This window comes from Streptomyces sp. NPDC053665, assembly GCF_055585285.1.
Genome location: NZ_JBVJKK010000006.1, coordinates 203,631 through 226,878, shown reverse-complemented (window position 1 = coordinate 226,878; position 23,248 = coordinate 203,631). Strand labels below are relative to the sequence as shown.

Here is a 23,248-nt window from a genome sequence, read left to right as displayed (position 1 = left end):
CTCAGCCGAGGGCCCGGTCCAGGCTGAACGCCGCGCTGATCAGGGCGAGGTGGGTGAACGCCTGCGGGAAGTTGCCCTGCTGCTGGCCCGTGTGGCTGATCTCCTCGGCGTACAGGCCGAGATGGTTGGCGTACGTCAGCATCTTCTCGAAGGCGAGGCGGGCGTCGTCGATCCGGCCGGCGTGCACCATGGCCTCGACGTACCAGAACGAGCAGATGGAGAACGTGCCCTCGTCGCCGCGCAACCCGTCCGGGCTGGAGCGCGGGTCGTAGCGGTAGACCAGCGAGTCGGACACCAGGTCCTCGGTGAGGGCGTCCAGCGTCGACAGCCACTTCGGGTCGCGCGGGGCGATGAACTTCGCCAGCGGCATCATCAGCACGGACGCGTCCAGCACGTCGGCGCCCTCGTACTGGACGAACGCCCGGCGCTCCTCGGACCAGCCCCTGCTCATGATCCGCCGGTAGACGGTGTCGCGGCACTCCCGCCAGCGGGGCAGGTCGGCGGGCAGCCCGCGCCGGTTCGCCATCCGGATGGCCCGCTCGACGGCCACCCAGCACATCAGCCGCGAGTACAGGAAGTTCTTGCGCCCGCCGCGGGTCTCCCAGATGCCCTCGTCGGGCTGGTCCCAGTGCGTGCACACCCAGTCCACCAGGGCGCACACGTCGTCCCACTGGTCGCTGGAGATCGGCTGGGCCCACTTGTCGTACAGGTAGATGGAGTCGATGAGGGCCCCGTAGATGTCGAGCTGGAGCTGGTCGGCCGCCGCGTTGCCGACCCGCACCGGTGCCGAGCCGTGATGGCCCTCCAGATGGTCCAGCTCCCGCTCCGGCAGGTCGGTGCGCCCGTCGATGCCGTACATGATCTGCAGCGGCCCGGAGTGCGCGCCGTCCCCGGGGCTGATGTGCCGGCTCACGAACCTCATGAACGCCTCGGCCTCGCCGGAGAAGCCCAGCCGCAGCAGGGCGTAGACGCAGAAGGCCGCGTCGCGCACCCACACGTACCGGTAGTCCCAGTTGCGCTCCCCGCCGAGGTTCTCGGGCAGGCTCGTCGTGGGCGCGGCCACGATCGCCCCGGTCGGCGCGTAGGTCAGCAGCTTCAGCGTGAGGGCCGAGCGGTGCACCATCTCCCGCCAGCGGCCCTTGTACCGGGAGCCCGCCAGCCAGCGCCGCCAGTACGCCACCGTCGCCGCGAACTGCTCCTCGGCCTCCGTGTGCGCGCAGTGCCGGGGCGTCACCTCGCCGCCCACCTTGTCCAGCGCGAACACCGCCGTCTCGCCCTCGCTCAGCTTGAAGTCCCCGCGCACGTCGGAGCCGTCGGCCTCCAGGGGGACGGTCGCCGTCAGCGCCAGGGAGACGTCCCCCGCCTCGAACAGGGCCACCTCGCCGGTCAGCCGCACGGTGTGCGGGCGCGTGCCGTAGTCGAACCGGGGAGCCACCCGGGTACGGAACGGGACCGAGCCGCGCACGCACACCACCCGGCGGATCAGCCGGTGGCGTTCGGCCTCCGACGACTCGCCGTCGACCGGCATGAAGTCCTGCACCTCACCGAGGCCGTCCTCGGTGTAGAAGCGCGTGATCAGGACGTTGGTGTCCGGGAAGTAGAACTGCTTGGTGCGGGCCGGCACGGACGCCGCCAGCTCGAAGCAGCCGCCGCGCTCGGCGTCCAGGATCGAGGCGAACACGCTCGGCGCGTCGAACGCCGGGCAGCAGTACCAGTCGATCGTGCCGTCGGTCCCCACCAGCGCCACGCTGCGCAGATCACCGATCAGCCCGTGCTCGGCGATCGGCACGTACCGCCGACCGCCCGCTCCGCCGCTGTCTTCCGCCGTCACGCCCATGACAGCCTCCCTGGCCCGACAGGCGCCTGTGCACCAGCCTAGGGCCTTACCGACACTTCCCGCCTGACTCCGGGCGGCGGCGGGAATCGTCAGACAGGCCCCGGGGCCCGGTGAAGCCGCCCTCAGACGGTCACGACGCGCAGTCCCGCCTCCTCGAAGTCCCGCACCGCGCCCGGGTCGGCGGCCGTGTCGGTGACCAGGGTGTCGACCGTGCCGGCCGCGCAGATCCGGGCGAACGCCCGCTGTCCCAGCTTGCTGGAGTCGGCCGCCACCACCACGCGCTCCGCCCGTTCGCACAGCAGCCGGTTGACCGCCGCCTCCGCCTCGTCGTGGGCCGCGGCGCCGTGCCGGACGTCGAAGGCGACCACGCCGAGCACCGCCACGTCGACGGTGATCTGCCCCAGCACGCCGTCCGCGAGCGGCCCCACCAGCTCGTAGGACTGGGCCCGGGCCACCCCGCCGGTCAGCACGATCTTGAACTGCGGCCGCACGGCCAGCTCGCTCGCGATGTTCAGCGCGTTCGTCACGACGGTCAGCGCCGGGGTGCCGGAGGCCAGGTCCCCGCGCACGGCAAGGGCCCGGGCCACCTCGGTGGTGGTCGTCCCCCCGGTCAGGCCCACCGCCTCACCGGGCGCCACCAGATCTGCCACGGCCTTGGCGATCCGCTGCTTCTCCGAGGCTCGGCGGGCCGTCTTGTAGCGCAGCGGCAACTCGTACGACACCCCGTGCACCACGGCACCGCCCCGGGTGCGCACCAGCATCTGCTGCTCCGCGAGCTGGTCGAAGTCCCGGCGGATCGTCGCCGCCGACACCCCGAGCTCGCGGGCCGCGTCCTCGACGTCCAGCCGGCCGCGCTCCACGAGCAGTTCCAGCAGCGCCTTCCAGCGGGCGTCGCGCGACATGGGCACCTCCACTCTCGATCTCCGAGCGACCCTACTGCACCGGTCTGCCCGCGATGCTTGATGATGTTCGAAACCAGGCGCTATCTTGCAGGAACAAGCAGACCGGAGGGTGTCGTATGACGCATGTCGAGGACGAGCTGACCAGCCAGCCGGAGTGCTGGGCCCGTGCCGCCGCGGAGGCACCGGGCCACGCGCGGGTGCTGCCGGCGCCGGGGGAGCGGGTCGCCGTCGTGGGCTGCGGCACCTCGTACTTCATGGCGCAGGCCGCCGCCGCCCTGCGCGAGGGCGCGGGCCAGGGCGAGACGGACGCCTTCGCCGCCTCGGAGTTCCCCCACGGCCGTGCCTACGACCGGGTCGTCGCCCTGACCCGCTCCGGTACCACCACCGAAGTCCTCGAACTGCTCGGCCGGCTGAAGGGCCGCACCCGCACCACCGCGATCACCGCGGACCCCGGCACCCCCGTCGCGGAGGCCGCGGACGACCTGGCCGTCCTCGACTTCGCCGACGAACGCTCGGTCGTGCAGACCCGGTTCGCCACCACCGCCCTGACCCTGCTGCGCGCCCACGTCGGTCTGCACCCCGACCGCGCGGTGGCCGACGCCCGCACGGCACTGGCCGACCCGCTGCCCGAAGGACTCGCGGACTGCGGCCAGTTCACCTTCCTGGGCCGCGGCTGGACCGTCGGCCTGGCGAACGAGGCCGGCCTGAAGATGCGGGAGGCCGCGCTGGCCTGGGCGGAGGCCTATCCGGCGATGGAGTACCGGCACGGCCCGATCAGCGTCAGCACCGCGGGCACGGCGACCTGGATGCTCGGTGAGGCGCCGGACGGACTCGCCGACCAGGTGCGCGCCACCGGCGCCTGGTGGATCAGCGGCGAGCTCGACCCGCTCGCCGAACTCGTCCGCGCCCAGCGCCTGGCGGTCGCCGTCGCCGCCACCCGGGGCCTCGACCCGGACCGCCCGCGCCACCTCACCCGCTCCGTGATCCTCACCCCCTGACCCGCCGGACGCCCGCCTCCCCACCCAGGAGACCCCGTGCCCCTGACCACCACCGGCGAACTCGTCACCCGCGCCGCCGCGGCCCGTTCGGCCGTCGCCTCGTTCAACGTCATCACGCTGGAGCACGCCGAGGCCGTCGTCGCCGGCGCCGAGTCCGAACGGACCCCCGTCGTCCTCCAGATCAGCGAGAACGCCGTCGCCTACCACGGGGGGCGGCTGCTCCCGCTGGCCCGCGCGGCCGCCGCCTGCGCCGAACAGGCCGCCGTGCCGGTCGCGTTGCACCTGGACCACGTGTGCAGCGACGCCCTCCTGCACCAGGCCGCCGACGCCGGCTTCAGCTCCGTGATGTACGACGCGGCCCGCCTGCCCTACGACGAGAACCTCGCCGCGACCCGGGCCGCGGTCGACTGGGCCCATTCCAGGGGCCTGTGGATCGAGGCGGAGCTCGGCCGGATCGGCGGCAAGAACGGCGGCGCCCCGCTGGACGCCCACGCCCCCGGCGCCCGCACCGACCCCGACGAGGCGCGCGTCTTCGTCGCCGACACGGGCGTGGACGCCCTGGCCGTGGCCATCGGCAGCTCCCACGCCATGACCACCCGCACCGCCGCCCTCGACCAGGCCCTGCTCAAACGCCTGTCCGCCGCCCTGGACGTGCCCCTCGTCCTGCACGGCTCCTCCGGCGTCCCGGACGGCGAACTCACGGCCGCGATCGCCGGGGGCATCACCAAGGTCAACATCGGCACGGCCCTGAACATCGCGTTCACCGGCGCGGTCCGCGACGCCCTCGCCGCGCACCCCGACGCCGTCGACCCGCGCGGCTGCCTGACCGTGGCGCGCGAGGCGATGACCCGGACGGTGGCGAGGACCCTGCAGACCCTCGGCGCCGCTACCGCTTGACGGCCTTCAGCACCACGAACTTCGGGTCGCTCGCCACCAGCGTGCTGTTGCCGAACAGCCTGCGCAGCGTGACGTGGTAGCCCAGATGACGGTTGCCGACCACCCACAGCTCACCGCCCGGCCGCAGCGCGCGCCGCGCCCCGGTGAACATCCGCCGGGCCGTGGCGTCCGTCGTCGCCTGGTGGGAGTGGAACGGCGGATTGTTGAGCACCAGGTCGACACTGCCCGACGCCACCCCGGCCAGCCCGTCCCCGACCCGGAACTCCGCACGCCCCGGCACGCCGTTGGCCCGGTACGTCGCCTCCGCCGAGGCCACCGCCTGGAAGGACTCGTCCACGAACAGCACCTCGGCGCCCGGGCCGGCGAGCGCCACCGCCGTCCCCACGACCCCGTTGCCGCACCCCAGGTCCACCACCCGGCCGCCCCGGCCCGGCGGCAGGTGGCGCAGGAAGAAGCGCGTGCCGATGTCCAGCCGGTCGGCGCAGAACACCCCGGCGTGGTTGACCACCGTGCGCCCCGCCACCGGCCCGGCGTCGTCCGGCAGCGCGTACACGTGGGGCCAGGGACCCGCGGGCCGCTCCAGCGCCGGGTCCGGGGTGCAGAAGATCAGGCGCGCCTTCTGTTCGGCGAGGGAGGTGCGGGTCGGTCCCAGGATCCGCTCGAACAACCGCAGCGTCGAGGTGTGGATCTCCTTGACCATGCCCGTGCCCACCACGACCGTCCCCGCGTGCACGGCCGGCGCCAGCCTGAGCAACTGGTCCTCCAGCAGCGCCAGGCTCTTCGGCACCCGCACCAGCAGCACGTCGACCCGCTCCGGCGGCGGATCCTGCGTGGTGAGCAGCCGCACCGCCCCGGGCCCGGCACCGGCCCGGGCGAGATTGGCCCGCGTCGCCTCCTGCGTCAGATACGAGTCGGTGATCTGGACCGGCCGGTGCGCCGCGAGCGCCGTCACCAGCGCCCCCCACCGGTCACCGACCACCACGACGTTCCCCGACAGCGGCACCCGCTCCCCGGCCAGGTGCCTCAGCAGATAGGCGTCGGAGGCGTCCCAGGCGCGCAGCCGGTCACGCGGGTCCTCGGGAAAACGGGTCAGCGCCAGTTCGCCCCACGGGGTCGTCATACGGTCGTCCATCGTGCGACCAGGCTAGCCGAGCGGTCCGTCGCCCCTGGTCGGGCACCATGGAGGGCATGGACGCCGAGCTGTTCCCCCGTGAGCGCGCGCAGATCGCCCCGGGAGCGGTGCACGTGCCCGGCTGGCTGGACGCGCGGGACCAGCGCGAGCTGGTCGAGGCCTGCCGCGCCTGGGCCCGGCCGCCCGCCGGGCTGCGCACCGTCCGCACCCCCGGCGGCGGCACGATGAGCGCCCGGCAGGTGTGCCTGGGCTGGCACTGGTACCCCTACCGCTACGCCCGGACCGTCGCCGACGGGGACGGCGCCCCGGTCAAGCCCTTCCCGCCCCTCCTGGGCGACCTGGGCCGCCGCGCGGTCCGCGACACCCTCGGCGGACCGGACCCCGCCTTCGACATCGCGCTGATCAACTTCTACGACGCCGACGCCCGCATGGGCATGCACCGCGACAGCGACGAGAAGGCGGACGCGCCCGTGGTCTCGCTGAGCCTCGGCGACAGCTGCGTCTTCCGCTTCGGCAACACCGAGACCCGCAACCGGCCCTGGACCGACGTCGAGCTGCGCAGCGGCGACCTGTTCGTGTTCGGCGGCCCCTCCCGGCTCGCCCACCACGGGGTGCCCCGCATCCACCCGGGCACGGCACCGCCCGGGCTGGGCCTGAGCGGGCGGCTCAACATCACGCTGCGGGTCAGCGGCCTGTAGCGGCCGACGCGGCGGATCATGGGAGACTCGCCCTCATGAGCGGGAAGGCGGACCCCCGGCCGGGGGACGGGAGCACCACGAGGACGCGGCTCGACCGGGGGCGCGCGGCGCTCGGACCCGCGCTGGAGCTCGTGCACACCGGACGGGCGCCGACCCGGGCCGTGCTCACCGCCGAACTCGGGGTGACCCGCGCGACGGCCGGGGCGGTCGCCGCCGAACTGGAGGCGCTCGGCCTGATCCGGGTCGACGCCCGCCCCGGCGCCGCGGCCGGTTCGCAGGGCAGGCCCTCGCACCGCCTGTCCGTCGCCGAGGACGGGCCCGTCGCGCTCGCCGCGCAGGTGCACGCCGACGGCTTCCGCGCGGCCCTGGTGGGGCTCGGCGGGCGGATCGTCGCCACCGCGCCCGGCTGCGAGACCGTCGACGCCGACCCCGCGAAGGTCCTGGCCTCCGTCGTCACCGCCGGGGCCGAGCTGCTGCGGGAGACCGGACGGCGGTGCGTGGGCGCCGGCCTGGCCGTGCCGTCCGCCGTCGCCGAACCCGACGGACTGGCCCTCAACCCCCTGCACCTGGCCTGGCCCGCCGGAGCGCCCGTGCGGGACATCTTCGCCGAGCAGGTGCGCGCGGCGGGCCTCGGCGGGCCCGCGTTCGCCGCGAACGACGTCAACCTCGCCGCGCTCGCCGAGCACCGGCACGGCGCCGGCCGCGGCGCCCGCGACCTGCTGTGCGTCGCCACCGGCCACCGGGGCGTCGGCGGCGCCCTCGTCCTCGACGGCCGTCTGCACCGCGGCAGTTCCGGTCTCGCCCTGGAGGTCGGCCACCTGACCGTGCACCCCGAGGGCCGCCCCTGCCACTGCGGCAGCCGCGGCTGCCTCGACGTGGAGACCGATCCGCTGGCCTTCCTCACGGAGGCGGGACGCGCCCCGGGCCCCGAGGTGTCCCTGCTCCAGCAGTCGATCAACCTGATCCGCCACCACTACGACGACCCGGCCGTCCGCACCGCCACCGAGGCCCTCATCGACCGCCTGGGGCTCGGACTGGCCGGGCTGGTCAACATCCTCAACCCGGACCGCATCATCCTCGGCGGCCTGCACCGCACCCTTCTGGACGCCGACCCGGCCCGCCTGCGCGCGGTGGTCGCCGACCGCAGTCTGTGGGGGCAGAGCGGCGGCGTTCCCATCCTGGCGTGCACCCTCGACCACAACAGCCTGGTCGGCGCGGCGGAACTGGCCTGGCAGCCGGTCCTGGACGATCCCCTCGGGGCCCTGGCACGGCAGGGGTGACGCCCTGGCGCGGCGGGGGACGGCCCTCCGGCGCACCCGGGAGCCGCATCCGCCTGCGCAAGCCGTGCATGATCCCCGCGCCGGGGGGACCCGTTCACCGGACGACGCCCGTCCCGCGGGCAGCACACCCGACCGCACCACCGAGGAAGTCGACACCATGACCGACCAGCTCACCGTCAGCGTCCTGGGCACCGGCATCATGGGCGCGGCGATGGCCCGCAACCTCGCCCGCTCGGGGCACACCGTGCGCGTCTGGAACCGCACCCGGGCCAAGGCCGAACCGCTCGCCGCCGAGGGCGCGCACGTCGCCGGCACCCCCGCCGAGGCGGTCCGGGACGCCGACGTCGTCCTCACGATGCTCCACGACGGACCCGTGACCGAGGCGACCGTGCGCGAGGCGGCACCGGGCCTGCGCGCCGGCACCGCCTGGGTGCAGTCGACCACCGCCGGCGTCGAGGCCGTCGCTGGTCTGGCCGCCCTGGCCGGCGAGCACGGGCTGCTCTTCTACGACGCGCCCGTCCTGGGCACCCGGAAGCCGGCCGAGGACGGGCAGCTGACCGTGCTCGCGGCCGGGCCCGCCGGCGGCCGGGACAGGGTGACGCCGGTGTTCGACGCCGTGGGCGCCCGCACCGTGTGGACCGGCGAGGACGGGTCGGCGGGCAGCGCGACCCGGCTGAAGCTCGTGGCCAACAGCTGGGTCCTCGCCGTCACGGCCGCCGCCGGGGAGAGCCTGGCGCTCGCCAAGGCCCTGGACGTCGACCCGGACGCGTTCTTCGACCTCATCGCCGGCGGCCCGCTCGACATGGGCTATCTGCGGGCCAAGTCCGGCCTCATCCTCGAGGACCGGCTCACCCCGCCCCAGTTCGCGGTCGGCACCGCCGCCAAGGACGCCCGCCTCATCGCCCGGGCCGGCGCGGACAACGGCGTCCGCCTGGACGTCGCCGCGGCCACCGCCGAGCGGCTGGAGCGCGCCGCGGTGCAGGGCCACGCCGACGAGGACATGGCCGCCGCCTACTTCGCCAGCTTCGACGACCACTCCCGCTGACAGACCCAGGAGGTTCCCGCATGTCCAAGCCGCCGCTGCCGCCCGAGGCCCAGGCCCTGCTCGCCCGGCCCAACCCGTGCGTCATGGCCACGCTGCGTTCCGACGGAGCGCCGGTGACCACCGCCACCTGGTACGCCTGGAAGGACGGCCGGGCACTGATCAACCTCGACGCGGGCCGCGTCCGCCTCAAGCACCTGCGCCGCGACCCGCGCGTCACCCTCACCGTCCTCGCCGGGGACGACTGGTACACCCACGTCACGCTCATCGGCCGGGTCACCGAGATCTACGACGACGAGGACCTGGCGGACATCGACCTCCTCGCCCGGCACTACACCGGCGGGCCCTACCCGGACCGCGAACGGCCGCGGGTCAGCGCCTGGGTGGAGGTCGACCGCTGGCACGGCTGGGGCTCGATGAAGGACAGCGACCAGCCCGGCGGCTGAGACGGACGGGCGCGGTGCTCAGCGCCACGGCACCGCGAACGCCCGTCCCGGGTTCTCCGTGAGGATGCGCCCGACCAGTTCCTCGCCCACCGCGCGCACGAGCCGGGGCCGGACGCGGCGCAGCAGGTGAGGCATCCCGGGGCCGCCGTCCACCGAACGGGCCGCGGCCGTCGTGGTGTCCGCGCCCAGCAGCAGCCGGTCGCCGAACCCGGCGTCGGCGAGGGCCCGCACGGCGTCGGGCATCCGCCAGTCGGTGGCGTGGTGGGCGCGTGACGGGCCGTCGAACGCCAGGTAGCAGCCGGTTTCCGCGACGTGCCGGTGCACCACGGGGTCGGGGGAGCGGTTCAGGTGCCCGAGCACGACCCGGTGCGGCTCCACACCCAGCTCCCCGCACAGCAGGTCGAGCACGTCCGGCGCCGCGGTGCCGAGCTCCAGATGCACGGCGATCGTCGCGCCCGTCGCGTGATGCGCCTCCGCCGCCGCCCGCATGGTCCAGCGGGCGTGCGCGTCCAGGGCGTGGAAGCCGCCCGCGACCTTGATCAGCCCCGCCCGCACCCCCGACGTCCCGATGCCCTCGGTGAGTTCGGCCACGAAGACCTCTGCCAGCCGTCCCCGGAGCCGGGCCAGGGTGTCCTCGTCGTAGTGCGCCGCCTGGTGGAGGCCGGTGGCCGCCACCACGTGCACACCCGTCTCGCGGGACAGCGGCGGCAGATCGGCCGCCCGCCGCCCGAGCCCGTACGGGGTCCACTGCACGACGGTCCCGCCACCCTGGTCCCGGAACGCCGTCAGCTCCGCCCGCGCGGCCGCCCGGCTGCGCAGCTCCTGGCCGGGCAGCACGGGGGTGCCGAAGAACAGGTGGTCGTGGGCGTCGCACACCCCCAGGTCGCCGGGGGACACGTCCCCCAGGACCGTCCGGACGGCGGTCACCACTGACGGCCCCGGGGCAGCCGTCCGCGTCCGGGCGCCGACAGGTGCAGCACCTCGAACACCTCGTCGCCGGCGCCGGCCGCCGCGTGCTCACGGAGGGAGAAGTGCAGCAGCTCCCAGCGGCTCGTGTCGACGGCCGCCGCCGCGAGCACGGTCCCGTCCTCCGCGGCCAGCCGCCGGGCCTCGTCCGCCGCGTCCCGGGCCACCTCGGCCAGGGGTTCCCCGGCGGGGAAGCCGTGCCGCCGGCGCACCGCGAAGCGCGCGTGCGTGCCCGCTCCCTCCTGGTACGCCAGGCCCGTCCACTGACGGGCCGAGGGCCGCCCGAAGTCGTCGCTGACGCCCTGGAAACCACCGCCCCACAGGAAGGAGTTCATGCCCTCGACGGTGTTCCACAGGTAGAACGGCGCGTACTGGCTGACGGGCGAACCGTGCACGCCGCGTTCGCGGATCAGGTAGGCCTTGAGGCCGAGTCCGTCCCAGTCGTCCAGCAGGTGTCCCCGGCGGGCCACCCGGTCACGGACGATGCCCATGTCGTAGTCCGCGGGCAGGGTGAGTTCGTACTGCATGGCATGCACGGCGCAGTCCTCAGGGGGTCGGCGGTGTCAGCAGGGAGAGCAGTCCGCGCACGCCCGCCTCGAACGCGGCGGGGGAGCCGGAGGCCCGGGCGAGGACGTAGCCGCCCTGCACCGTCGCGACGACGGCGGCGGCGATCTCCGAGGCGTCCAGGACGGGCGCGAACTGGCCCTGCTCCTTGCCCTCTTCGACGAGGTCGGCGATCCGTCCGCGCAGCCAGTCGAGCGTCTCGCCCACCGGGGCCCGCAGTTCGGGACTCGCGACGACGTCCGGGTCCATGGCCAGCCGGCCGACCGGGCAGCCCCGCAACACGTCCCGCTCCCGCCGCAGATACGCCTCGACACGCTCGGAGGGCGTACCCGGGCCGTCGAGGATCCCGGCGGCGGTGCTGCGCATCTCCTCGGCCGAACGCCGGATGGCGGCCAGCGCGAGGTCGGGCTTGCCCTTGAAGTGGTGATACATGCTGCCCTGTCCGGCGTCCGCCCGTTCCAGGATCGCCTTGGGGCTGGTGCCCACGTATCCGCGCTCCCACAGCAGTTCGCGCGTCGACTCGATCAGCCGCTCAGAAGTGCTCACGGGGTCCACTGTACATACCAGTAGGTACAGAGTCGAGGGAGTTGCTCGCGGGGACGCCGCCGGGGTCACCGGGGGTGCCGGGGGTGCTGGGTCGCCGGGATGGCCGGGGGTGCTGGGTCGCCGGGAGTTCGGAGGCCGCCTGGGGTGGGGAGCCGCGCGGCGGCCTGGCCTGGCCTGGCCTGGCCTGGCCGGCCGGGCCGGGTCGGGCGCGCCGCCGCCGGGTGGCGCGCGCCCCGGTGGCGCGCCCGCGGGGCGCGTCAACCGGTGCGCGGGGTGCGCCACCCGGCGGCCGTCGTGCGAACGGTGGTCACCGCCCGGTCAACCGGCAACGGCGGACCGGGCGGGAGCATGGTCGGGCAGAAGCCCGTCGGTGGCGTGCCCGACCTCCGCGAACCTGCGCACCGGTTTCTCCTTGACGGCGTGGCGCGAGCGGCGCGAGGGCGTGGCGAGGGCGGTGGAGGCGGTCGGCAGGGTGAACCACACGACCTTGCCGGACTCGCCGTCGGGCCGGACGCCCCAGCTCTCGCTCATGGCGGCGACCATGGCGAGCCCGCGCCCGCAGGTCGCCAGCGGTTCGGCGTCGTCGACCACGGGCATCCGCGGATCGCCGTCGCGTACCGAGACGGTGAGCCGGTCGAGCAGCAGCTCTATCTCGACGGTGCACGTCTTGTCCGGCTGTGCGTGGCGGTGGACGTTGGACAGCAGCTCGGTCACGCCGAGCGAGGCCCGGTCGATCAGGGCGTCCAGATGCCAGTAGCGCAATTGCGCAGATACGATTCTGCGGACCTGGCCGATCCGCGACGGCAGGGCCTGAAGCTCCACCGTGCAGTGCCTGCTCGGAATGCTGATCACGGCTGCGACTCCCCGACGTGAGGTCCGGAAGAACACGGAGTTCGGATCCAGCAGGGCGTCTTCGTGACACTCTCGCCCGCTGTCGTGGCCGGCGGGCTGGTTCGCAGCGTTATCGCCGGTAAACCCAGAGTGACGTGAGACCAGAGTGGCGCAAGGGGTGAGGTACCGCAACTCGCGTGCATCTCAGTCGTCTCGCCCCGACGCCCGGCGCACGGCTTCGATGAAGCGCCGTGCGGCCGGCGGTCCCGGCTCGCCCGGGGCGGGGTCGTGATCGCCCAGGGTGAGCAGGTACCGGTTGCCGTTGAGATCCGCCGTGGCCCGGTCATCGGGACCGAACCAGGGTTTGGAGGCGCGGACGGCCTGGACCGGGGCGCTGTCGATCTCGCTGCCGTAACTGGTCAGCAACTCGAGCCGGCCGTCGCTGATCCGGACCTGGCCGGCCCGGGTGAGCGAGCGCAGCCGCTTGCCGATCCGCACGCCCGTGGCCCTGAACTCCGGCTCCGCCATGCCACCCGCCCCCTTGTGCGTCTCGGCGCACCGCCCCCGCTGCACGCGGAGTGCGGTACGGGCTCGTTCGCGAGCCAGTGTGCCCGTCCAGGGTGTGTCCCCGTCTCAGGCCGGCGCACCGAGGTTACGGCGGTGCGCCGTGCCCGGGACCGCGGTTCCGGCGCGGTGCCCGCGGCAGGTCGCCATCCCCGCCGTCACCCCGCCCGGAGTCCCGGTCCCGCGGTGCAGTCTGCCCCCGCCCGGCGTCGAGCACCAGTGCCCGCGAGACCCCGGCCGGGGGGCGCCCGCAGCACACCCGCCGATGCGCCCCCAGGTGTGCGCGCCCCCTTGCACCGGCCCTGCCCCAGGGGGCGCTTTGGGGGGCTCAAAGATGCGTTTATGCAGGTGAGAAGCGTGCGCCGGGTGCTTATGATCGAGGTGTCGGCCGCGCGACGCGTCGACGGCGCGCAGCGTTAGGAGCACCCTCGTGAGCACCCCCCAGCCGATCCGCACCGGCGTGACCCTCGACGTCGACCACAGTGACGCCGCCTACCGCGCGTGGCTGAAAGAAGCCGTCCGGAGAGTGCAGGCCGACGCCAACCGCTCGGCCGACACGCACCTGCTGCAGTTCCCCCTGCCCGAGCAGTGGGGCATCGACCTGTATCTGAAGGACGAGTCGACGCACCCCACCGGAAGCCTCAAGCACCGGCTGGCCCGCTCCCTGTTCCTGTACGGCCTGTGCAACGGCTGGATCAGGCCGGACCGGCCCGTCATCGAGGCCTCCAGCGGCTCGACCGCCGTCTCCGAGGCGTACTTCGCGAAGCTGATCGGTGTGCCGTTCATCGCCGTCATGCCGCGCACGACGAGCGCCGAGAAGATCCGCCTCATCGAATTCCACGCGGGCCGCTGCCACTTCGTGGACGACCCCCGCACGATGTACGAGGAGTCCGCCCGCCTCGCGGCCGAGACCGGCGGCCACTACATGGACCAGTTCACCTACGCCGAACGCGCCACCGACTGGCGCGGGAACAACAACATCGCCGAGTCCATCTTCCGCCAGCTGCGCCTGGAGCGGTTCCCGGAACCGGCCTGGATCGTCGCGACGGCGGGCACCGGCGGCACCTCGGCGACCCTGGCGCGCTACGTGCACTACATGCAGTACGACACGCGCGTCTGCGTCGCCGACCCGGAGAACTCCTGCTTCTTCGAGGGCTGGACCACCGGCGACCCAGATGTCACCTGTGACTGCGGCTCGCGCATCGAGGGCATCGGCCGGCCCCGGATGGAGCCGAGCTTCGTGCCCGGCGCGATCGACCGGATGATGAAGGTGCCCGACGCGGCCAGCGTCGCCGCCGTACGGGCCCTGGAGCGGGTCATCGGCCGCAAGGCGGGCGGGTCCACCGGCACGGGCCTGTGGAGCGCGCTGAAGATCGTGGCGGAGATGGTGTCCGAGGGGCAGCGGGGCAGTGTCGTGACCCTGCTGTGCGACCCGGGGGACCGCTACCTCGACAAGTACTACTCGGACGCCTGGCTGGCCGCGCAGGGGCTCGACATCGCGCCGTACAGCGCGGCGATCGACGCGCTGCTGGAGACCGGCGTCTGGCCCTGCTGAGAGGGGGCAGGTCCCGGCGCGCGTGACGGGCAGGGCGCCGGAGGGGCGCACGCGGGGCGCACGCCGTTTCCGGCGACGTGCCGGGCGGACGGATGCCGCACAGTGCTACCGGCCGGGGTCCGGGCGTGAAGGGTGAGCGGTCGGATGCCTTGCCGGCGGGGGACCGCTCTGGCGTCTTGGGTGACCGGGCAGCCGTCTGTGGCTCTACCCGGTCGGGGGCCTTCGCATGGGCGTGGGCCGTCGGTCGTGCTGCCTGCTGGGGGCCTTCTGCGTCGAGCCGTGGCGGGCGGGCAGTTCGTCGCCCCAGGGTCGGGGGCTGCCGCGTAGGCCGGGGAGCCGTCCGTCGCTGCACCCGGTCGCGGACCTCTGCCTGGCCCGAGGGGCTGCCCGTCGCCCTACCCGGTCGGGGGTCTCCCCGTGACCGGGCAGCCCTCCGTCGCTCTACCGGCCGGAGGAGGCCCCTCGCGGGGCCGGGCGGAGATTCTCCGGGAGGCCGGTCAGAGGTCCTGGTCCTCGTCCTCGTCCTCGTCGGGCTCCGGCTCGCCGGCCACCACCAGGCGCCGCAGATGCTCCGTGACCACCCCGCGGGCCTCGTCCGGCAGTCCGGCGTCCGTCACCAGGGTGTCGATCTGCTCCAGCGCGGCGAACGAACTCAGCCCCACCTTGCCCCACTTGGTGTGGTCCGCGACCACCACCACGCGCCGGGCCGACTGCACGAGCCGCCGGTTCGTCTCCGCCTCCGCCAGATTCGGCGTCGACAGCCCGGCCTCGACCGATATGCCGTGCACACCCAGGAACAGCAGGTCGAAGTGGAGCGCCGCGATGGCCTGGTCGGCCACCGGCCCCACCAGCGAGTCGGAGGGCGTGCGCACACCACCGGTCAGCACCACCGTCGCCGCGCCCTGGCGCGGACCCGACGTGCGCTGCGCCGCGTGGAAGATGTCCGCGACCCGCACCGAGTTGGTGACCACCGTCAGGTCGGGCACGTCCAGCAGTTGCTGCGCCAGCGCGTAGGTCGTCGTGCCGCCCGACAGCGCGATGGCCGCGCCCGGCGCGACCAGCTTCGCCGCCGTCCGCGCGATGTCCTCCTTGGCGGTGAGTTCCAGGCCCGACTTGGCCTCGAAGCCCGGCTCGTGGGTGCTCGCCTCGACCACCGGGACCGCGCCGCCGTGCACCTTCTCCAGCACGCCCTGGCGGGCGAGCGCGTCGAGGTCGCGGCGGATCGTCATGTCGGACACGCCGAGCTTGCGGGTGAGCTCGTTGACCCGGACACCGCCCCGGCGGCGCACCTCGTCGAGGATCAGGGATCGCCGCTGCTCCGCGAGGAGGTTCTGATTCTCGCTCACGTACGCTCCGGTCCTTTCGCCTCAGTGCCGCCCGACATGCCCCGCGCATCCCCGCCCACCAGGACATTCCCCCCGGGCTCCGGTGCACGGACGCCCCATCCTCGCACGGCGGTGTCCGGACGGCGCCACCGACCACTGGTCGCGTTCACGCCATCACGGGCGCCTCCTCCGCGTCACCCGTGTCACGGAACGAGGAGATTCCGTGACAGCAGGTGTAGGGCGCCGCGGGAGTGGAGATCCTGTGCCCGCACGGACAGAGCCGACGGCGCGTCACGGGGAAGTGCGAATCAGTGGAACGTGCGCAGGAACAGGCCCCGGCCGGGGGACCCGGCGGACCCGGCGGCCCCGCGGAGCGGGCGGGGGAGACCGCCCTGGAACTGCTGGTCCACGGCGTGGGCGGCACCACCCCGCAGGAGATGCTCAACGACCCGCGGACGGTGCGCATCACCGGCGACGACACGGCCGCCGTCTTCCGGCGCGCCGACGACGTGGACGCCGAGGACACCCCCGGCCGCCGCCGCGAGGAACCGGTGCCCGAGGCCTATGTGTGGTGCAACCTCACCTCCGGCAACGGCATCCGCGCCCTGTGGCTCCTGCTGCTGCCGTTCATGGTCGTCAACCTCGCCCACTGGATGCGCCCCACCGCACACGGCCGCCGCCGCACCGTCCGCCTGTACGGCCTGCTGGTGCGGCTCACGGCCCTGACCCTGACGGTGCTGCTCGTCGCGGCGGCCTGCGAGGTCGCCCTGGACCTCGCGGCATGGCAGTGCGCCGGCACCACCGCGTGCGCCGACCGCCACAGCTGGCTCGGCTTCCTCTCACCCACGGTCTCCGACGGCGGCTGGTGGAGCGCCCCCGGCCGCCGACTCGCCCTGGCCGCCGCCGTCCCCACCGCCCTGACCGTCCTGCTGTGGTACCTGTCCCGGCGCACCTGGAACGACTACGAGTCCCACACGCCCGCCGCCCGCGCCCCCGAGCCCGAGGAGGAGAACGGACCAACCGCCCTCGCCCGGCCGGGCTTCTGGTACGGGCGCCGGCTGGTCGCCCGGCTGCGTGCCGCGCACACCGCCGCCGGGCTCGTCACGGTCGCCGCCGCCGTCGGCAGCGCCGCCGCCCGGCACGACCGCGAGCCCGGCGGCCCGGCCGTGCTGCACCTGCTCGGCCTGGCGCTGGAGGCGGCGCTCACCGCGTGCGCCCTGGCCGTGGTCTGGGTGGTGTGCCGTCGCGGCCGCAGCGAGAACCGCCTCGACCGGGAGCTCGACGAACGCCACGTTCGGCGCCTGCCGCTCGTCGCGCTGGTCCTGCTCGCCCTCACCGTGCTCTACGCCGGCTGGGAGCGCCCGGGGTGGAGGTCGGCGGGCAGGCTGCCCGGTGACACCACCTTCGGCGCGATCGCCCTGGTCCAGGGCCTGCTCGTGATCTGCCTGGCCGTCGTCGCCCATGCCCTGCACCGCACCGACCCCGACCGCCGGGCCGTGCTGCGGGGCCTGGGCGGGCCGGCCGTGGCGATGCTCGCCTGCGCGCTCGGCGGGGTGATGTCCGGGGGCGTGTCGCAGCGCGTGGCCGACTGGCTGGACGGGACGGGCACGGTGATCGCCGGCCCGCCGGTGCTGCTGACCTGGCAGGCGTCCGTCATCCCGCCCCTGCTGGTGGTGCTGCTCGGGCTGGTCGGCTGGCTGGCCCGACGGGCCTGGCACCTGGCCCGCGAGGAACGGGACGCCGTGGCGCGGGACTACCCCGACGAGGTCCAGGACCGGGCCCGCACCCGCCGTATCGCCTACACCCGCGCCATGGCCTCGCTCACCGACCGCGGACCCCGCGTCGTCGCCGTCGTCTCGGGCGTCACGCTGCTCCTCGGCGCGGGCGCCCTCGTGGGGGCGCTCGCCACCGACCGGACGCCGGGCGAGGCCGCACAAGGCACCTACCCCGTCGTCCACGGCGCCGCCGAGACCGCCGAGGCCCTCGGCTCCTGGCTCATCGGCCTCGGATTCATCCTGTTCGTCACCTGGGGCCGGCGCGCCTACAAGGACGCCGCCGCACGCCGCACCATCGGCATCCTGTGGGACGTCGGCACCTTCTGGCCGCGCGCCGCCCACCCGTTCGCCCCGCCCTGCTACGCCGAGCGCGCGGTGCCCGACCTCACCTGGCGCATCGCCACCTGGACCCGGGCCACCGGCGGCCGCCTGGTCATCTCCGGGCACTCGCAGGGCAGCGTGCTCGCCGCCGCCGCGGCCTGGCAACTGGCCCCGTCCGCCCGCAGGAGGGTCGCGCTGCTCACCTACGGCTCACCGCTGGAGCGGCTGTACGGCCGCTGGTTCCCGGCGCACTTCGGGCCCGCCGCGCTCGGCTCCCTGCACCGCGAGGTCGACTGCTGGCGCAACCTGTACCGGCTCACCGACCCCATCGGCGGCCCGGTGCGCCTGTCCGGCGACGGCGGACCCGCCGTCGACCACGCCCCGTTGAAGGACCCCCTGGCCTACGGCCGCACCGCGCGGCTGCCGCTGCCCGCGCCGATCCTCGGCCACTCCGACTACCGGGCCGACCCGGTCTTCGCCGAGGAGCGCCACAAGCTGCTGGGCCGGCTCACGCCGGCCGTCCCACCGCCCCGCGACACCCCCGAACCACCCGCCGCCTAGGCGGCGGGCGGGTTCACAGCACCTCGGGCAGGTCCTCGGCGAACAGCAGCGTCAGGTCGTCGGTGGTGGGCTCGGCGACCTGGGCGACCCGGCTCGCGTGCCGCTCCACCATCGCCTCGAACGTCTGCCGTGCCGTACGGCCGTTGCCGAACGCCGGGCCCTTGGGCAGGTCGGAGAAGTACTTCAGCAGGGCCTCCGCGGCGCCCGGCGCCAGCCGGTACTCGTGCTCCTCCGCCTGCTGCTCCACGATCCGCAGCAGGTCCTCCGGGCCGTAGTCGCTGAAGGTGATGGTGCGTGAGAAGCGGGAGGCGACACCGGGATTGACCGACAGGAAGCGCTCCATCTCGGCGGTGTAGCCCGCGACGATCACCACGACCGCGTCCCGGTGGTCCTCCATCAGCTTCACCAGCGTGTCGATGGCCTCCTTGCCGAAGTCGCGGCCCGCGTCCTCGGGGGAGAGCGCGTACGCCTCGTCGATGAACAGCACGCCGCCGCGGGCCTTCTCGAAGGCCTCCTGCGTGCGGATCGCCGTGGAGCCGATGTGCTCGCCGACCAGGTCGACCCGGGACACCTCGACCAGGTGGCCCTTGTCCAGCACCCCGAGGGAGGCGAGGATCTCGCCGTACAGCCGGGCCACCGTCGTCTTGCCGGTGCCGGGGGAGCCGGTGAAGACGAGGTGCCGCTTGACCGACGCGGCCTTGAGCCCGGCCTGCACGCGGCGCCGGCCCACCTCGATCATGTCGGTGAGGGCGCGCACCTCCCGCTTGACGCTCTCCAGGCCCACCAGCGCGTCGAGTTCTCCGAGGACGTCCTTGGAGCTGCGGGCGGGCCGCTCGGCCGGTGCGTGTTCCGCCGGGGCGGGGGCCGCCGGTTCGGTGCGCGGACCGGGGACCGCGCCGAGCAGACCGGGGGAGTGCTCCGCCGTCTGCACGGCCGTCTCCGGCACGGCGGACGCCCGCAGGGCCGCGCTCTCGTCGCTCGTGCAGTCCTCCACCACCGGTCCCGCCGCGGACGCCGGGTCGGCGCCGCTGTCGGCGAACTCGTAGCCGCCCCGGGCGCACCGCTCCGTGCGGCACTTGCGCAGCGTCGTACGGCTGCCGTCGATCACGTGGAAGCCGTAGCCGCCGCTGCCCGTCACCCGACAGTTCGCGAAGCTGCCCCGGCCTCCGGCCGAGACGTAGACGCCGGCCTCCGCCGGGGAGTCGACCGTGCAGCGCTCCACCGCGGGATCGGCGCCCTTGGTGACGATGACGCCGGTCTGGGTGCCCGACAGCGTGCAGTTGCTCAGCGTGCCGCCGCTGCCGTGGTCGCGGAACCAGGCGCCCGTCGCCGCGTCCCGGATGCGGCAGTCGTCGAGCTGCGCGGTCGCGCCGTCGCTCACCGACACGGCCGTGTTGCGCACCTGCGACAGGTCGCTGTCCACGACGTCGGCGCGCGAGCCGCGGTCGAGCACGAACAGGGCGTCCGGCACGTCGTGCACCCGGCAGGACTCCAGGACCGCCGTGGCGCCGTCGCTGACCCACACCGCGGGGTAGTCGCCCGTGCTGTCGAAGATCTCGCACTGGTTGGCGTCCACGCGGGTGCCCGGGTCCCACACCGACAGGCCGTTGCGCCCGAACTGCCGCACGGTCGTGCGGGTCAGCGTGAGGACGGAGCGCGAGCGCAGGTCGACCGCGTTCTCCGGGATGTCGTGGATGCGGCAGTCGGCGAGGGTCAGCACCGCGTCGGTGTCGAGGGTGACCCCGTCGGCCGTCGTGCGGTGCACGTCGCAGTCGGTGAGGTGGGCGGTGGCCCGGCCGGTGATCTGCACCCCGCTGCCGCGCACCTCGTAGATCTCGCAGCCCACCGCCTCCACCGCGGAGTTCTCCCCGGTCGCCGACAGCCCCGGTCCCGAGGCGTGGTGCACCCGGCAGCGCTCCAGACGGGGGTGGGCGCCGCCGCGCACGGCCACTCCGGCCTGGCCGGCCGCGACGACCTCGCACTCCTCGAACACCCCGCCCGCGCCGTCGACCACCGCGATGCCGACGCCCGCCGGGTTGTCGACGGCACAGCGGCGCACCGTCGGCCGGGCGTTGCCGCGCACCTCTATCCCGGCCGCCGACCGCGTCACGATCCGTACGTCCCGCAGCTCAGGCGTGCCCTCCTCGACCAGCACGGCCGGGGCGGTCGCGTCCTGGCCCTCCACGTGCAGGTCGTGCACCACGGCGGAGGCGCGCACGGTCAGCGGCACCCCGTCCACGGGGGCGATCCGCACCGAGCCCGGGGAGTTCTCCGGCCCGCGCAGGGTGATAGCGCGCTGCAGGACGAGGTTCTCCCGGTAGGTGCCGGGCGCGACGGTCAGCACGTCCCCGTCGGCCGCTGCCTCCAGGGCCGCGGCGAGCGATGCGTACTCACCCGTGCGGCGCCGCCACCGCGACGTACCGGTGTGCGTCACCTGGACCGTGCCCTGTGCCATGGTGTAGCTGTGCCCCCACCTCGGTCGTACTGATGGCTCGTTCGCCTTCGGGACGCGTCCTGCCGGTGCCGCCGCGACCGGGCCCGGCCCGGGGGCCCGGTCGCGCACGCGGTATCGGCACCGGCGCGCCCTTCCTGCTCGCTCGCGCGCGGGTCGTGCCGAACGGGTTCGGCCGGACCACCGTAGCGTGCGCGCGGGCGGTGGGTTGACCAGAGCCGGAAGGCTGTCAGCTGCCGGTGCCCGTCCTGCCCCAGTCCGGGCCCGCCCTGCCCCATGCCCGGTCCCAACGCGCGTACCGGCGGCGGACCATGCGCCACACGAGCACCCGTCTGCCGGCCTCCACGGCGGCGCCCGTCAGCAGGGCCGCGCCCACGCCGGCGAGGACCGCGTGCGTCGACGCCGTCGCGGCGTCGAGGGGGCGGGCCACCAGCAGGCCGTGCCGGTCGGTCCATATCCGGAAGCGTTCGCCCTGCTCCGGGTCCCTGAGGCTCGCCAGGACGGTGCCCCGGTGCGCCGTGCCGTCCGGTGCCGTCCACTCGGCGAGGACGCGGGTGCGCAGATCCCGGCCCGAGGACGTCTCCGGGTCGGCGTCCAGCAGGGAGCGGTCGAGCGTGCGGACCACGGTCGCCGTCACCGTGTGGCGGGTCTCGTGCTGGGCCCGGACGGAGCGCTGCAGGGCGTCCTGGGCGGCGCCACCGGCGACCGCGCCGGCCACCGGCGCGGCCACGAGGATGAGCAGCAGGGCGGCCAACGCGAGCCATGCCTCGGCCAGATCGGTCGGACGGCACAGCGGGTTGCGCCGCCAGCGCCACAGCCCGCTGATCGCTCGCACGGCCCGCACCCCCTTCCCGCTCCGGGACGGCCCCGCGCGGCCGTCCACGCCCGGTCCCGCGCGCGGAGGGCCTTCCTCGTCACCGCGCGCCGGGGCCTCTCATGAATTTCTCACACAAGGCCAACGCCCGGGCCGCGGGGCCGGTTCCCGTCGCGCCCGGGGCGCCCGGCTCGACCGGCGCGCGACCGCTACGCGAGGATGCGGACTGCGTCGCCGACGCGGAGGGTGCCCCGGGACAGCGGGACCAGGTTCTGGCCGAAGACGAGCTTGCCGTCGAGGCGGCGGTGCAGGCCGAGGGTGTGCAGCGGCTCCCGGCCACGGTCGCCGCTGCCCTGGTCGGTGGTGGTCACCACACATCGCCCGCAGGGCTTGGCGACGCGGAACTCCACCTCGCCGACGGCCAGTCGCGACCAGCCGTCCTCGGCCCAGGGCGGCGTGCCCGACACGACGACGTTCGGCCGGAAGCGGTCCATCGGCAGCGGGCCCTCCTGCGCGTGTTCACCCTGCGCGATCGAGGTGTTGAGGGCGTCGAGGGAGGAGGTGGTGGTGAGCAGCAGCGGGAAGCCGTCGGCGAAGGAGACGGTGTCGCCGGGGCGTGCGTACTCCGGCGCGACGGGGCGGCGCGTCGCCGGGTCGTCCATGTGGACCAGGCGCGCGCCGACGCCGAGGTAGGAGCTCCACCAGGTGTGCGCGTCGGTGCCGTCGGCCGGGACCGCCTCGACCTTGTCACGGAAGATCTCCATCGGCACCGTGCCCGCACCCCGGGGGACGGGCACCGTCAGCGGCTCCATCCCGGGTGCGGACAGCCGGACGCCGCCACCGGGCAGCGACTCGGCGGCGGCGAGGGCGAGGCGGGGCAGCCGGCGTTGGGTGAGGACCTTTCCCCCGTCGTCGAGCACGGCCCAGCGCCGGTCGCCGGCCAGCCCCCAGGGCTCCACGACGGCCTCGGCGGGCGCGAGGCCCCGGGCCGCCTTGACCGGGTGGACGTGGATCGAGTGCAGGTGAGCGTTCCCCATGGGGCCATCGTGCCAGCAGGCGCCGACAGCCCCCGGGGCGGCTCTCAGTACCCGCGGTACTGCTGGCTCTGGTACGGGTCCTGATAGGGCGCCGGGGCGGGTCGCGGAGCCGCGGGGCGCATCGCCTCGTACCCCGCGGGCGCCACCGGGCGCGGCTGCTGCGGATACGGGCCGGGGTAACCGCGCGGCGCGGTGGCCTGCTGCGGGATGTACGCCGCGGGTGCCTGCTGCAGCGGGGCCGGCTGCTGCGCCTGCGGGTAGCCGTAGGCGGGCTGGGAGGGGGCTGCCGGGAGGGCGGGCAGCGCCGAGGGCAGGGCGGGGAGGTTGCCGCCCTGCATGTCGTACTGAGCGGGGACCCGGATCGGGGCGATCTGCGGGGTGCCCCGCTCGGCGACGAGCCTGTCGTAGATCGGGGTGTCCGGGAAGGAGGCGGAGTAGTAGCCGCCGCCATAGGTGGAGCGGGGGGAGGTCATGGCACATAAGTTAAGCCCACGATGTGCTGGTTGGGGAGACCGATAAGAGGGTTGTTTTGCGGGCCCGCAGTGACCCGGGATCCCCAATGCGAGCGAACTCGGCAAAAAGGGGCGCCGAGCGGCGGGTAGATCGTGTAAAGGCCGAGTTCCGGGCGGGTTACCGACGGTTGACCCGCAGTGTTTGCGCGAGCGTGCATGGGAGTTCGCGGCGATCAGGAATAGGTTGTGCGGA

The 23,248-nt window shown here is 74.5% G+C and carries 21 protein-coding genes; 8 read left to right on the top strand and 13 right to left on the bottom strand.

Annotation, left to right across the window (positions count from 1 at the left end; all coding sequences use genetic code 11):
* Window position 1: 1 nt before the first annotated feature.
* Both ACZ6ZN_RS24285 and ACZ6ZN_RS24280 read right to left on the bottom strand, forming a co-directional pair.
* Window positions 2–1,837 (bottom strand): glycoside hydrolase family 15 protein, encoded by a 1,836-nt coding sequence (locus ACZ6ZN_RS24285; protein WP_469649350.1) that lies wholly within the window; start codon window positions 1,835–1,837, stop codon window positions 2–4.
* A gap of 122 nt (window positions 1,838–1,959) precedes the next feature.
* Entirely contained in the window at window positions 1,960–2,739 is a 780-nt protein-coding gene (locus ACZ6ZN_RS24280) for a DeoR/GlpR family DNA-binding transcription regulator (protein ID WP_398108418.1), read from the bottom strand.
* 116 nt (window positions 2,740–2,855) lie between these two features.
* Here ACZ6ZN_RS24280 and ACZ6ZN_RS24275 point away from each other — a divergent pair, with 116 nt between their 5' ends.
* Window positions 2,856–3,737: an SIS domain-containing protein gene (locus tag ACZ6ZN_RS24275; protein ID WP_469649348.1), complete on the top strand. Its 882-nt coding sequence runs from the start codon at window positions 2,856–2,858 to the stop codon at window positions 3,735–3,737.
* 36 nt (window positions 3,738–3,773) lie between these two features.
* Window positions 3,774–4,634: a class II fructose-bisphosphate aldolase gene (locus tag ACZ6ZN_RS24270; RefSeq protein WP_469649346.1), complete on the top strand. Its 861-nt coding sequence runs from the start codon at window positions 3,774–3,776 to the stop codon at window positions 4,632–4,634.
* Here ACZ6ZN_RS24270 and ACZ6ZN_RS24265 read toward each other — a convergent pair.
* Window positions 4,624–5,766, bottom strand: coding sequence for a methyltransferase (locus ACZ6ZN_RS24265; protein WP_469649343.1), 1,143 nt, complete (start codon window positions 5,764–5,766; stop codon window positions 4,624–4,626). The two genes, ACZ6ZN_RS24270 and ACZ6ZN_RS24265, sit on opposite strands and share 11 nt — an antisense overlap.
* A 56-nt stretch (window positions 5,767–5,822) precedes the next feature.
* On the opposite strand from ACZ6ZN_RS24265, the gene ACZ6ZN_RS24260 reads away from it, so the two are divergent.
* The 4 genes from ACZ6ZN_RS24260 (at window position 5,823) to ACZ6ZN_RS24245 (ending at window position 9,232) form a co-directional block, all read left to right on the top strand.
* Window positions 5,823–6,464 carry an alpha-ketoglutarate-dependent dioxygenase AlkB family protein gene (locus tag ACZ6ZN_RS24260; RefSeq protein WP_398108414.1) on the top strand — a complete coding sequence of 214 codons (642 nt, stop codon included), beginning with the start codon at window positions 5,823–5,825 and terminating at the stop codon, window positions 6,462–6,464.
* Between the two features lie 35 nt (window positions 6,465–6,499).
* Complete coding sequence (locus tag ACZ6ZN_RS24255) at window positions 6,500–7,744, top strand: ROK family protein (RefSeq protein ID WP_469649339.1); 1,245 nt, start codon at window positions 6,500–6,502, stop codon at window positions 7,742–7,744.
* A gap of 157 nt (window positions 7,745–7,901) precedes the next feature.
* A complete protein-coding gene (locus tag ACZ6ZN_RS24250) occupies window positions 7,902–8,789 on the top strand; it encodes an NAD(P)-dependent oxidoreductase (protein WP_469649337.1) in 888 nt (295 codons plus the stop codon).
* Between the two features lie 20 nt (window positions 8,790–8,809).
* On the top strand, window positions 8,810–9,232 hold the full coding sequence (locus ACZ6ZN_RS24245) for a PPOX class F420-dependent oxidoreductase (RefSeq protein ID WP_398108411.1): 423 nt from the start codon (window positions 8,810–8,812) through the stop codon (window positions 9,230–9,232).
* A gap of 18 nt (window positions 9,233–9,250) precedes the next feature.
* On the opposite strand, the gene ACZ6ZN_RS24240 is transcribed toward ACZ6ZN_RS24245, so the two are convergent.
* The 5 genes from ACZ6ZN_RS24240 to ACZ6ZN_RS24220 form a co-directional block, all read right to left on the bottom strand.
* Complete coding sequence (locus tag ACZ6ZN_RS24240; protein ID WP_451878630.1) at window positions 9,251–10,159, bottom strand: phosphotriesterase family protein; 909 nt, start codon at window positions 10,157–10,159, stop codon at window positions 9,251–9,253.
* Window positions 10,156–10,734, bottom strand: coding sequence for a DUF4865 family protein (locus tag ACZ6ZN_RS24235; protein ID WP_469649335.1), 579 nt, complete (start codon window positions 10,732–10,734; stop codon window positions 10,156–10,158). Before ACZ6ZN_RS24235 ends, ACZ6ZN_RS24240 begins: the two co-directional genes overlap by 4 nt.
* Before the next feature lie 10 nt (window positions 10,735–10,744).
* Entirely contained in the window at window positions 10,745–11,308 is a 564-nt protein-coding gene (locus tag ACZ6ZN_RS24230; RefSeq protein ID WP_469649332.1) for a TetR/AcrR family transcriptional regulator, read from the bottom strand.
* A gap of 318 nt (window positions 11,309–11,626) precedes the next feature.
* Window positions 11,627–12,160: an ATP-binding protein gene (locus ACZ6ZN_RS24225; RefSeq protein ID WP_398108408.1), complete on the bottom strand. Its 534-nt coding sequence runs from the start codon at window positions 12,158–12,160 to the stop codon at window positions 11,627–11,629.
* A 183-nt stretch (window positions 12,161–12,343) separates the two neighbouring features.
* Window positions 12,344–12,667, bottom strand: a complete 324-nt coding sequence (locus ACZ6ZN_RS24220) for a hypothetical protein (RefSeq protein ID WP_398108407.1) — start codon at window positions 12,665–12,667, stop codon at window positions 12,344–12,346.
* A 466-nt stretch (window positions 12,668–13,133) separates the two neighbouring features.
* Between ACZ6ZN_RS24220 and cds1 the strand changes: the two genes are divergently transcribed.
* On the top strand, window positions 13,134–14,258 hold the full coding sequence (gene cds1, locus ACZ6ZN_RS24215; RefSeq protein WP_469649329.1) for an L-cysteine desulfhydrase Cds1: 1,125 nt from the start codon (window positions 13,134–13,136) through the stop codon (window positions 14,256–14,258).
* Window positions 14,259–14,755: 497 nt separating this feature from the next.
* Here cds1 and ACZ6ZN_RS24210 read toward each other — a convergent pair whose 3' ends face one another.
* The gene (locus ACZ6ZN_RS24210; RefSeq protein WP_469649327.1) at window positions 14,756–15,604 is read right to left on the bottom strand and encodes a DeoR/GlpR family DNA-binding transcription regulator; all 849 of its coding nucleotides are present in this window, start codon (window positions 15,602–15,604) and stop codon (window positions 14,756–14,758) included.
* A 290-nt stretch (window positions 15,605–15,894) separates the two neighbouring features.
* On the opposite strand from ACZ6ZN_RS24210, the gene ACZ6ZN_RS24205 reads away from it, so the two are divergent.
* Window positions 15,895–18,240, top strand: a complete 2,346-nt coding sequence (locus ACZ6ZN_RS24205; protein WP_469649325.1) for a hypothetical protein — start codon at window positions 15,895–15,897, stop codon at window positions 18,238–18,240.
* A 13-nt stretch (window positions 18,241–18,253) separates the two neighbouring features.
* Here the strand turns inward: ACZ6ZN_RS24205 and ACZ6ZN_RS24200 are convergent, their stop codons facing one another.
* From ACZ6ZN_RS24200 to ACZ6ZN_RS24185, 4 genes are all read right to left on the bottom strand, one after another.
* Complete coding sequence (locus ACZ6ZN_RS24200; protein ID WP_469649323.1) at window positions 18,254–20,695, bottom strand: right-handed parallel beta-helix repeat-containing protein; 2,442 nt, start codon at window positions 20,693–20,695, stop codon at window positions 18,254–18,256.
* A gap of 226 nt (window positions 20,696–20,921) precedes the next feature.
* A complete protein-coding gene (locus ACZ6ZN_RS24195) occupies window positions 20,922–21,527 on the bottom strand; it encodes an Rv1733c family protein (RefSeq protein WP_398108402.1) in 606 nt (201 codons plus the stop codon).
* 188 nt (window positions 21,528–21,715) lie between these two features.
* A complete protein-coding gene (locus ACZ6ZN_RS24190; protein WP_469649320.1) occupies window positions 21,716–22,543 on the bottom strand; it encodes an MOSC domain-containing protein in 828 nt (275 codons plus the stop codon).
* A gap of 44 nt (window positions 22,544–22,587) precedes the next feature.
* Window positions 22,588–23,016: a DUF6643 family protein gene (locus ACZ6ZN_RS24185; RefSeq protein WP_469649318.1), complete on the bottom strand. Its 429-nt coding sequence runs from the start codon at window positions 23,014–23,016 to the stop codon at window positions 22,588–22,590.
* Window positions 23,017–23,248: the final 232 nt, after the last annotated feature.

Coding starts and splice junctions, on each gene's coding strand:
- ACZ6ZN_RS24285 (WP_469649350.1), bottom strand. CDS start 1,837: ATGGGCGTGACGGCGGAAGACAGCGGCGGAGCGGGCGGTCGGCGGTAC.
- ACZ6ZN_RS24280 (WP_398108418.1), bottom strand. CDS start 2,739: ATGTCGCGCGACGCCCGCTGGAAGGCGCTGCTGGAACTGCTCGTGGAG.
- ACZ6ZN_RS24275 (WP_469649348.1), top strand. CDS start 2,856: ATGACGCATGTCGAGGACGAGCTGACCAGCCAGCCGGAGTGCTGGGCC.
- ACZ6ZN_RS24265 (WP_469649343.1), bottom strand. CDS start 5,766: ATGGACGACCGTATGACGACCCCGTGGGGCGAACTGGCGCTGACCCGT.
- ACZ6ZN_RS24260 (WP_398108414.1), top strand. CDS start 5,823: ATGGACGCCGAGCTGTTCCCCCGTGAGCGCGCGCAGATCGCCCCGGGA.
- ACZ6ZN_RS24255 (WP_469649339.1), top strand. CDS start 6,500: ATGAGCGGGAAGGCGGACCCCCGGCCGGGGGACGGGAGCACCACGAGG.
- ACZ6ZN_RS24250 (WP_469649337.1), top strand. CDS start 7,902: ATGACCGACCAGCTCACCGTCAGCGTCCTGGGCACCGGCATCATGGGC.
- ACZ6ZN_RS24245 (WP_398108411.1), top strand. CDS start 8,810: ATGTCCAAGCCGCCGCTGCCGCCCGAGGCCCAGGCCCTGCTCGCCCGG.
- ACZ6ZN_RS24220 (WP_398108407.1), bottom strand. CDS start 12,667: ATGGCGGAGCCGGAGTTCAGGGCCACGGGCGTGCGGATCGGCAAGCGG.
- ACZ6ZN_RS24200 (WP_469649323.1), bottom strand. CDS start 20,695: ATGGCACAGGGCACGGTCCAGGTGACGCACACCGGTACGTCGCGGTGG.
- ACZ6ZN_RS24190 (WP_469649320.1), bottom strand. CDS start 22,543: ATGGGGAACGCTCACCTGCACTCGATCCACGTCCACCCGGTCAAGGCG.
- ACZ6ZN_RS24185 (WP_469649318.1), bottom strand. CDS start 23,016: ATGACCTCCCCCCGCTCCACCTATGGCGGCGGCTACTACTCCGCCTCC.